This window comes from Thermocrinis sp. (assembly GCF_036781485.1).
Lineage (GTDB): Bacteria > Aquificota > Aquificia > Aquificales > Aquificaceae > Thermocrinis.
Genome location: NZ_DAIQAX010000002.1, coordinates 153,681 through 162,758 on the forward strand (window position 1 = coordinate 153,681; position 9,078 = coordinate 162,758).

Below are 9,078 nucleotides of genomic sequence, written 5' to 3' on the forward strand. Positions count from 1 at the left end.
GGTTTAAAGAATGTGGAGGATTTTATATACAGGCCAAAGGCCACAGCACGAAAACATAGCCCTTGACCAAATTATGCTTGAGCTAAGATCCCGCGGAAGAATTCCAAATACCATAAGATTTTTGCAGTTTAAGCCAGAGTGCGTCCTCATAGGTTATCATCAGTCCGTAGAGCAAGAAGTTAGGCTTGAATACACCCAAAGGGAAGGTATAGAGGTAGGTAGAAGAATAACGGGCGGTGGTGCCATATACTTTGACGAGAGCCAAATAGGATGGGAAGTAATAGCAGACAGAAGAGACTTTGGAAACCTAAGCTTTGAGGAGATCACCGCAAAGATATGCAGTGCGGTGGCAAAGGGACTCCAAAAGCTTGGCATACCAGCCCAATTTAGACCAAGGAACGATATAGAGGTGGAGGGTAGAAAAATATCAGGCACCGGTGGAGTTTTTGAAGGCAATACCTTTCTTTATCAAGGAACTATTTTGATGGACTTTAATGTGGAGCGTATGCTAAAGTCTTTGCAAATACCGGTGGAGAAGCTTACTTCAAAGGGTATAAAGTCTGCAGAGGACAGAGTGGAGTGGATAAAAAGATACTTGGGAAGGCTTCCAGAAAAGGAGGAGGTCTTTTCTGCCATACTGGAAGGACTTTCAGAAAAACTGGGTATTGAGTTTGAGTGGGGAGAGCTAACGGAAGAGGAGAGGGAACTTTTAGAACAAAGAAAAGAATACTACAAAAGCCCAGATTGGGTTTATGAGGTTAAGAGGTCTTCTTCTGACCCGGAGTTTCTTTTTGGTATATACCGCTGTCTTGGGGGAACTTTTAGGGTCTCTGCAAAGGTGGATCCAGAGCGCAAGGTCCTGGAGCAGATCATCATAAACGGAGACTTCTTCGTAAATCCAAAAAGACTAATATATGACCTTGAGGCATACTTAAAGCACACCCACCTTTCGGATGTGGAAAGGAGAATCAGAGAGTTTTTCAAAAACAAGGAGTGGGAAAGCTTGAACCTTACGGTAGATGACATAGTGGAAGCAGTTTTGTTTCCACTGAGGAAGTTAGAGGGGACTGAACTGGGCTTGGAAAAAAAAACTTCAATCAAATAATAGGCAGCATAGGAGGGGGGCTTATAGAGAACATAAAAAACGCAAAGGTAATGCTTTTGCCTTACTGTGCCAAGCCCCGTTGGTGCGACTACAGACATTTGGATGACTGCGGAGAGTGCGGAGGATGCACCGTCGGAGATGCCTACAGGCTTGCCTATCAAAAGGGCATGATCCCAATTACCATAACTTCCTTTGAACTTCTGAGGGACACACTCAAGTGGTGTGCAGAGAACGGATACACTTACATAGGCCACTGCTGTTATGAGTTTTACGAAAAACGATACGAGATCTTCCAAAAGGCAAGCAAAGAGGGGGCAAAAGGGGTGCTCTTTGACATTGTGGGGACAACATGCTACAGCTTGGGAGTGGAGGAAGAGGAAAGGGCATATCACGGAGAATTTACCGTAGAGCTGGACCTGATAAAGGATGCCTTGGAAAGATCTTTGGCTATAAAGGAGGATCTGTCCCAAGTTCAAAGGAGGGAGAGCCAAAAATTTGATTTTTCCCCTTACTTTTCCGATTTTGTCCCACCCTACTACAAAAAGCCCAAAGCGGTTCCCTCACCCCAAGAAGACAGGACACGGACTGCGGTCCAAAAGGAAGTATTCTTAGGGGAAGCTACCATAAGTGGTAAGGCTGTTAGCTACATAGAGGCCTTTGAAGAGCTGGCAGAGTGGATAGAAAAGTCTCAAAGCCCCACCTTGGTGGTAGGACCCCTGCTCTTTTGGGACTGGCAAGAAGAGGAGCTAAGAAGAAAAGCTCAGGCGGTAAAAAAGCTCATCCAAAAGGTCAAAAAGCTTCAGGTAAAGGTCCTTCCAGATTATAGGCCCAAGCTAAAAAAGTACGATCCTTCTTTGGAGATGGACCCACCAAACCCCCACGAAACAGTCCTTTACGACAAAAACGATCTTACCATACTCATAGGAGTGCATTGCTACAGGACAGATTTTGTGATAAGACTTCTCAAAAAATACACGCCTACAAAAGTAGTAGCCCTCTGTGGCCTTTACGGACACCCAGAAGCAGACCTCTCCACAAGCTTTACAGATGAAGACAAGCTTAATAAACTATTAGACCTGTTGTGAAGTATATGGAAATTTTAAACAAATTCCCTTTACCCCTTTTGCTCATAGACCAAGATTACAACGTTGTTTGGATGAATGAAGAAGCCAAGCGGTTATATCCAAACCGCTGTGAAAAGTGCCACAAACTAACCCATAACTCAGAACTACCCTGCTTTGTTTACACCGAGCATCCGTGCCCTGTAAAGGAAATGAAAGATAAGGGAGTTGATAAATATGCTGTTGTCCATAGACACGTTGTGGAAGGCAGAGAGTCTTTGGTGCTCGTGATGGCTCAGCGCACTTCGGACAATCTGTTCTTAGAGCTACATTTGCCTTTGGATAAAGTTTTAACCGCTTTTGAAGTTGGAAAGCTAAGGCCGGAGCTTTTGATAAACTCTGGACCTTTGGCGTTTTTTGTATGGCAAAACAAAGAAGGTTGGCCTGTCAAGAGTGTTTCCAAAAGCGTGTATGAGCTTACCGAATATACCCAAGAGGAGTTTCTCAGTGGTGTTATAGACTATGCTAAGCTTATACACTCAGAAGATCTGCAAAGGGTTTCCGAAGAGGTAAGGCTTAACACAGAAAGCAAAAGCGACTATTGGACCCATCAACCTTACAGGATAATAACAAAAAGTGGGAAGGTAAAGTGGGTGCTGGACCACACAGTTAGCATAAAAGATAACAGTGGAAATTATCTCAGAATACTACGAAAAGGAACAACTCTTTCGCACCCTTGCGGAAGATAATCCCAACGGCGTTGTGCTATACGACTTTGAAGAAGATGAGGAAGAGATTCTGGACAAGGGTGCCATTGTAAGGCTTATCCATCCCAAAGACCGGGAAAAGGCACAAAAAATAAGGCAAGAGAGGCTATCTGGAGACAGGAGTTTAAAAGAATTTGATCTTAGGCTTATAACAAAAGGGGGAAAGGTGAAGTGGTTTAAGGTTACCAGCCATGTGATCAATTACAAAAACAGGGAATGCTCGCTTATTACTTTTGTGGATCTAACCAAGGAGAAGGAAAGGGAAAGGGAACTCTATCACCTTGCAACCACCGACAGGCTCACAAAGTTATTCAACAGGTATGCGGGGACCAATTTGTTTGAGAATTTGATCCATCAAGCGGAAAGGTATGGCTTGGTATTTTCTTTGATCTTTCTTGACATAGACAACTTCAAGAAAATAAACGACACCCTTGGGCACTTGATTGGCGACAGGGCGCTTGTGGATGTGGCAAAGACCATAAAAAAGAACCTAAGAAAGAGCGACATAGCCATAAGATGGGGTGGAGAGGAGTTTTTAGTTCTGCTTCCTAACACAAAGGACCCTTTACCCGTGGCGGAAAAGATAAGAGCAAAGATAAGCGAGCTAACATACGAAGGCTGGGGACCAATAACTGTATCTGCGGGTTGCGCGGTCTATTCTCCTGGTGATACCATAGACTCTATGATCAAAAGGGCAGATCAGGCCCTCTACAGGGCAAAGTCCCTTGGTAAAAATAGAGTAGTAATAGCTTGAAAAGTGTGGAACTTACACTATCTTAATCTCTTTAGGAGGTATAGAATGCAGTGGATGAAGAATGTATTCATCTGGATTTTAATAATCGGTTTTATGATACTGGCCTTTAACCTGTTTAGCTCGTCAGGTAAGGAGTCCGCAGTTAAAACTCCTATCAATACTGTGCTTGAATTGGCAGAAGAAGGTAAGCTAAAAGAGGTGAAGATAAAGGACAATACCTTAATAGGCATAACCACAGAAGGTCAGAGGGTTGAAACGGGCTTGCCACCTGGGACGGACATAGTTGGTAGGCTGATGGAGAAGGGCGTGAGAGTGGAGGTGGCAGTCCAAGAGCAGGGTGGCTGGTGGCTGACCTTCTTGGTCTCTTGGCTACCTATACTTCTTTTCATAGGCATATGGATTTACATGATGAAGCAGGTAAGCGGTGGGGGTGGTGGAGGAACAAGGGGGGCTTTCAGCTTCGGCAAAAGCCGGGCAAAGGTCTATATTGACGAAAAGCCCAAGGTGACGTTAAACGATGTGGCTGGGATGGATGAAGTGAAGGAGGAGGTAAAAGAGATCATAGAGTACCTAAAGGATCCTGTTAAGTTTCAAAGGCTTGGGGGAAGACCACCAAAAGGTGTGTTACTTTACGGAGAGCCGGGGGTAGGAAAGACCCTTTTGGCAAAGGCAATAGCGGGTGAGGCTCATGTGCCTTTTATATCTGTTTCCGGTTCAGACTTTGTGGAAATGTTCGTAGGAGTGGGTGCGGCAAGGGTGAGGGACCTGTTTGAAACTGCCAAAAAGCACGCTCCATGCATCATATTCATAGACGAGATAGACGCGGTGGGAAGGTCAAGGGGAGCTTTTAACTTGGGTGGAGGGCATGACGAGAGGGAACAGACTCTAAACCAGCTTTTGGTAGAGATGGATGGCTTTGACACTTCGGAAGGCATAATCGTTATAGCTGCCACCAACAGACCAGACATCTTAGACCCAGCCCTCTTAAGACCTGGAAGGTTTGACAGACAGATCTTCATTCCAAAGCCCGACGTAAAGGGAAGGTATGAAATACTAAAGGTGCATGCAAGAAATAAAAAGCTTGCTCCCAACGTGGACCTGGAGATTGTAGCAAGGGCCACACCTGGGTTTAACGGTGCAGACCTGGAAAATGTTTTAAACGAAGCTGCACTCCTTGCTGCAAGAAAAGGAAAAGAAGCCATAGAGATGGAGGACATAGAGGAGGCAATAGATAGAATCACGATGGGTCTGGAAAGAAAAGGCATGGTTATATCTCCAAAGGAGAAGGAAAAGATAGCCTATCACGAGGCAGGGCACGCCATAATGAGTTTGATGGTACCGGGTTCGGATGCCCTACATAAGGTTTCTATCATCCCAAGGGGAATGGCCCTTGGAGTTACCCAACAACTGCCCATAGACGACAAGCACATGTATGACAAACAGGACCTTATGGGAAGGCTTGTGGTTCTCTTTGGAGGAAGGGCGGCGGAAGAAGTTTTTTATGGAAAGGAGGGTATAACTACTGGTGCTGAAAATGACCTACAGAGGGCAACGGAGCTGGCTTACAGGATGGTTTCCATGTGGGGTATGAGCGAAAACGTAGGTCCGGTGGCGGTAAGAAGAGTAGTCAATCCCTTCTTGGGAGGCATGACCACATCCATAGACATAAGCGAAGAGCTAAGAAGAAACATAGACGAAGAGGTAAAGCGCATACTTACAGAGGCATACAACATGGCAAAGAGTATAATAGAAACTTACAAGGAACCTATTAGGGCTGTGGTTAAAAGACTGCTTGAAAAGGAGACCGTATCCTGCGAAGAGTTTGTGGAAGTAATGAAACTCTACGGCGTTGAAATAAAAAACGAGTGCAAGAAAGAGGAGTTTAAGAAAGAAGAAAGTAAGCAAGAAGAAAAAATTACAGTGTAAGAAGGAGGTGCGCTATGGGTATGACAATTACAGAAAAGATTATTGCAGAACATGCGGGTAAAAAAGAAGCAAAAGCTGGGGAGCTTGTAAATGTAAAGATTGACTTAGCTATGGCAAACGACGTGACCGCCCCCTTGGCCATAAAGATTTTAGAAAAGTACGGCATAGACAAGGTTTTTGACCCGGAAAGAATCGCTTTGGTTCTATCCCACTTTGTACCAGCAAAGGACATAAAGTCAGCCGAGCAGGCAAAGATCGTTAGAGATTTTGCCCAAAAGCACAACATAAAGTGGTTTTTCCAAGAAGGGGAGGGTATAGAGCACACGATCCTGCCCGAAGAGGGTTTAGTGGTTCCAGGAGATCTGGTGGTAGGGGCAGACTCTCACACCTGCACCTACGGTGCCCTTGGAGCCTTTTCCACTGGTATGGGTTCTACGGACATTGCTTATGCTATGGCAACAGGAGAAACTTGGCTCAGGGTTCCGCAGTCCATGAAGTTTATTTTCTACGGAAAGCCAGCACCCTGGGTAATGGGAAAGGACCTAATTCTGCACACCATTGGACAAATTGGGGTGGACGGAGCCCTCTACAAAGCTATGGAGTTTGAAGGGGAAGCCATAAGGAGCCTTTCTATGGATCAGCGATTTACCATTACCAACATGGCGGTAGAGGCTGGAGCAAAGAACGGCATAATAGCACCAGACGAAAAGACTATAGAGTATGTATCCCAAAGGGCTAAAAAGCCGTGGAAGGTCTATCAGAGTGACAAAGATGCAGAATACTCAGAAGTCTATGAGTGGGACGCTGGCAGGTTAGAACCTTTGGTAGCTTGGCCCTATCTTCCTTCCAACATCCATCCTGTTAGCGAATCCACTCATATATCCATAGACCAAGCCTTCATAGGCTCTTGCACCAACGGAAGAATAGAAGACCTAAGAGTAGCCGCAAAGATTCTCAAAGGAAGAAAGGTCCATCCCTACGTCAGATGCATAGTGATCCCTGCTTCCAAGAAAGTTTATATGCAAGCACTAAAGGAAGGTCTTATTGACGTTTTCTTGGAAGCGGGATGCGTGGTCTCTGTTTCTACGTGCGGTCCCTGCCTTGGGGGTCATATGGGGATATTGGCAGAAGGGGAAAGGTGTATATCCACCTCCAACAGGAACTTTCCAGGAAGGATGGGGCATCCAAAGAGCGAAGCATACCTTGCTAACCCTGCAGTGGTAGCAGCAAGTGCGGTGTTGGGAAGGATAGCCCATCCAGAAGAGTTGGTAAGCCTAAAAGAGCTGGAAGAGGCTCTGGCATGATGCCCTACGAGGAAGCGCTGGATATAGTCTTATCCTTCTGTCAAAACCTATCCACAGAGAAAGTTTTTATTCTGGATGCCCTGGGTAGAGTCTTGGCGGAAGATGTGGTATCTCAGGAGGATAAACCATCCTTTGACAACTCCGCAATGGATGGGTATGCAGTCAGATGGGAGGATATAAAAACGGCAACGGACAGATCTCCCGTATCCTTAAAGGTGATAGGAGAAATGTCCGCAGGAGGAGAAGAGTCTTTCGTGGTAGAAAGAGGAACTGCGGTAAAAATATTCACCGGCGCACCCATTCCGGAGGGAGCGGACACGGTGGTGCCAGTGGAATACACAGAAGCGAAAAATGGAGTGGTCTTTATAAAAACCTCTTTGAAAGAGGGAGCAAACATAAGGCGAAGAGGGGAGGAACTAAAAGCTGGTGATGTGGTGCTAAAGAAGGGAACCATAATAAGACACTACGAGGTAGGGATTTTGGCTTCTTTGAACAAGATAAACGTAGAAGTCTCAAGAAAGCCAAGGGTAGCCATTCTCTCCACAGGAGACGAGGTAAAGGACATAGGAGAGCCTATAAATAAACCATCCCAGATAAGAACATCCAACAACTACACCCTTCTGGCTGGTGTGTTTTCTGCTGGAGGTACTGCTTACCATCTTGGCATCGTTCAAGACGATCCAGAAAAACTCAAGTCTATTCTTTCTCAGATGGAGGACTACGATGTTTTTATAACCACCGGCGGAGTATCCATGGGTGAAAAGGACTACGTAAAAACCTTAGTCAGTGAGCTGGGAGTGGATGTAAAGTTTCATAAAGTCAGGATAAAACCAGCCAAACCAATACTTTTTGGCACATACAATGGTGGAAAAGGTCTTTTCTTTGGCATACCCGGAAACCCAGTATCCTGTGCTATTGCCTTTGATCTTTTAGTCAAGCCTGCCCTTCTAAAGATGCAAGGGGCAAAGGACCACCTTCCCAAAACTCTCAAGGCAAGGATAAAGAGAGATTTTTACAGAAGGGATGCAGAAAGAAGAGAGTTTGTTAGAGCAACCTATTGGTGGGAAGGTGGTAGTCTTGTCTGTGATTTCTCTCCAAAGCTTCAATCCCACATGCTAACCTCTTACGTTGGTGCCAACTGCTACCTTGTGGTGAAGGAAGGAGTTAAAGAGATAAAGGAAGGGGAAGAGGTAGAGCTAATACTACTCTAACTCTTCCGCTCCCTTATCTATGTACTCGTATTTTTCAGACATCTCCATAGCCTTTTCAAAGAGAGCCTTTTCTTCTTCCGCAACGGTAATAATTCTCTTCTTAGCTACTTCCACAACTTCACCACCCAAAGACTCCCTTCTCGTTTTACCTTCCAAAACCGCATCTGCGATCTTTGAAGTTAAAAGCTTTATAGACTTGATAGCATCATCGTTTCCAGGAATTGGATAATCTATAAGGTCAGGATCGCAGTTAGAATCCGCAATGGCTACCACAGTGATGCCCATCTTCTTTGCTTCTAAAACCGCTATGTTTTCCCTTACCGTATCCACCACCCAAAGGATGTCCGGTGGCCTTTGCATGTTCAGTATGCCACCGTAGAGCTTGCGAAGCCTTTCCATTTTCCTTCTGAGAGCTCTAACCTCTTTTTTGGGCAACACGTCAAAGACTCCTTCCGCTTCCATCCTTTCTAAGGTTTGCAGTTTTAGAATGCTTTTTCGGACAGTTCTGAAGTTTGTAAGTAATCCTCCAACCCATCTTTCGTTTATGTAGTGCGCTCCACACCTTTCTGCCTCTTCTTTTATGATGTCCTTTGCCTGCTTTTTTGTGCCCACAAAAAGCACCTCTGCACCCTGGGCCACGCTATCCGCCACAAAGTGGTAAGCTTGCCTAAGATAGACTAAAGTTTTGTTTAGGTCTATTATGTGTATGCCTTGCCTGACTCCGTATAAAAAGGGAGCCATTTTGGGGTTCCATCTACCCTTGCTGTGTCCAAAATGGACACCTGCCTCCAAAAGCTCATTCATAGTAGCTACACTCATGCTCTACCTCCTTGGGTTTTGCCACCCTTTTCCATCACCCTTTCGGGCAACCCAAGCGGAAAAGGTGCGGTTTAGATAATATTATATATAACTTCTTCAACTTTTGCCATTGATTCCCTTAATTCCAAAAC

8 protein-coding genes are annotated in these 9,078 nt (G+C 45.2%); 7 read left to right on the top strand and 1 reads right to left on the bottom strand.

Going from position 1 to position 9,078, the window contains the following annotated elements; all coding sequences use genetic code 11:
- Positions 1 to 10 precede the first annotated feature (10 nt).
- The 7 genes from V7P40_RS02400 to glp are packed head-to-tail and all read left to right on the top strand — an operon-like array spanning position 11 to position 8,128.
- Entirely contained in the window at positions 11 to 1,105 is a 1,095-nt protein-coding gene (locus V7P40_RS02400; RefSeq protein WP_333784370.1) for a biotin/lipoate A/B protein ligase family protein, read from the top strand.
- 50 nt (positions 1,106 to 1,155) lie between these two features.
- Entirely contained in the window at positions 1,156 to 2,190 is a 1,035-nt protein-coding gene (locus V7P40_RS02405) for a carbon monoxide dehydrogenase beta subunit family protein (RefSeq protein ID WP_333784371.1), read from the top strand.
- Between the two features lie 5 nt (positions 2,191 to 2,195).
- A complete protein-coding gene (locus V7P40_RS02410) occupies positions 2,196 to 2,915 on the top strand; it encodes a PAS domain-containing protein (RefSeq protein ID WP_333784385.1) in 720 nt (239 codons plus the stop codon).
- A complete protein-coding gene (locus tag V7P40_RS02415) occupies positions 2,854 to 3,687 on the top strand; it encodes a sensor domain-containing diguanylate cyclase (protein WP_333784372.1) in 834 nt (277 codons plus the stop codon). The genes V7P40_RS02410 and V7P40_RS02415 overlap by 62 nt, the downstream gene beginning before the upstream one ends.
- A 45-nt stretch (positions 3,688 to 3,732) precedes the next feature.
- Positions 3,733 to 5,613: an ATP-dependent zinc metalloprotease FtsH gene (gene ftsH / locus V7P40_RS02420; protein ID WP_333784373.1), complete on the top strand. Its 1,881-nt coding sequence runs from the start codon at positions 3,733 to 3,735 to the stop codon at positions 5,611 to 5,613.
- 14 nt (positions 5,614 to 5,627) lie between these two features.
- Entirely contained in the window at positions 5,628 to 6,917 is a 1,290-nt protein-coding gene (gene leuC, locus V7P40_RS02425; RefSeq protein ID WP_333784374.1) for a 3-isopropylmalate dehydratase large subunit, read from the top strand.
- A complete protein-coding gene (gene glp / locus V7P40_RS02430) occupies positions 6,914 to 8,128 on the top strand; it encodes a gephyrin-like molybdotransferase Glp (RefSeq protein ID WP_333784375.1) in 1,215 nt (404 codons plus the stop codon). Before leuC ends, glp begins: the two co-directional genes overlap by 4 nt.
- Here the strand turns inward: glp and rpsB are convergent.
- Positions 8,120 to 8,947 (bottom strand): 30S ribosomal protein S2, encoded by an 828-nt coding sequence (gene rpsB, locus V7P40_RS02435; protein ID WP_333784376.1) that lies wholly within the window; start codon positions 8,945 to 8,947, stop codon positions 8,120 to 8,122. The two genes, glp and rpsB, sit on opposite strands and share 9 nt — an antisense overlap.
- Positions 8,948 to 9,078 lie beyond the last annotated feature (131 nt).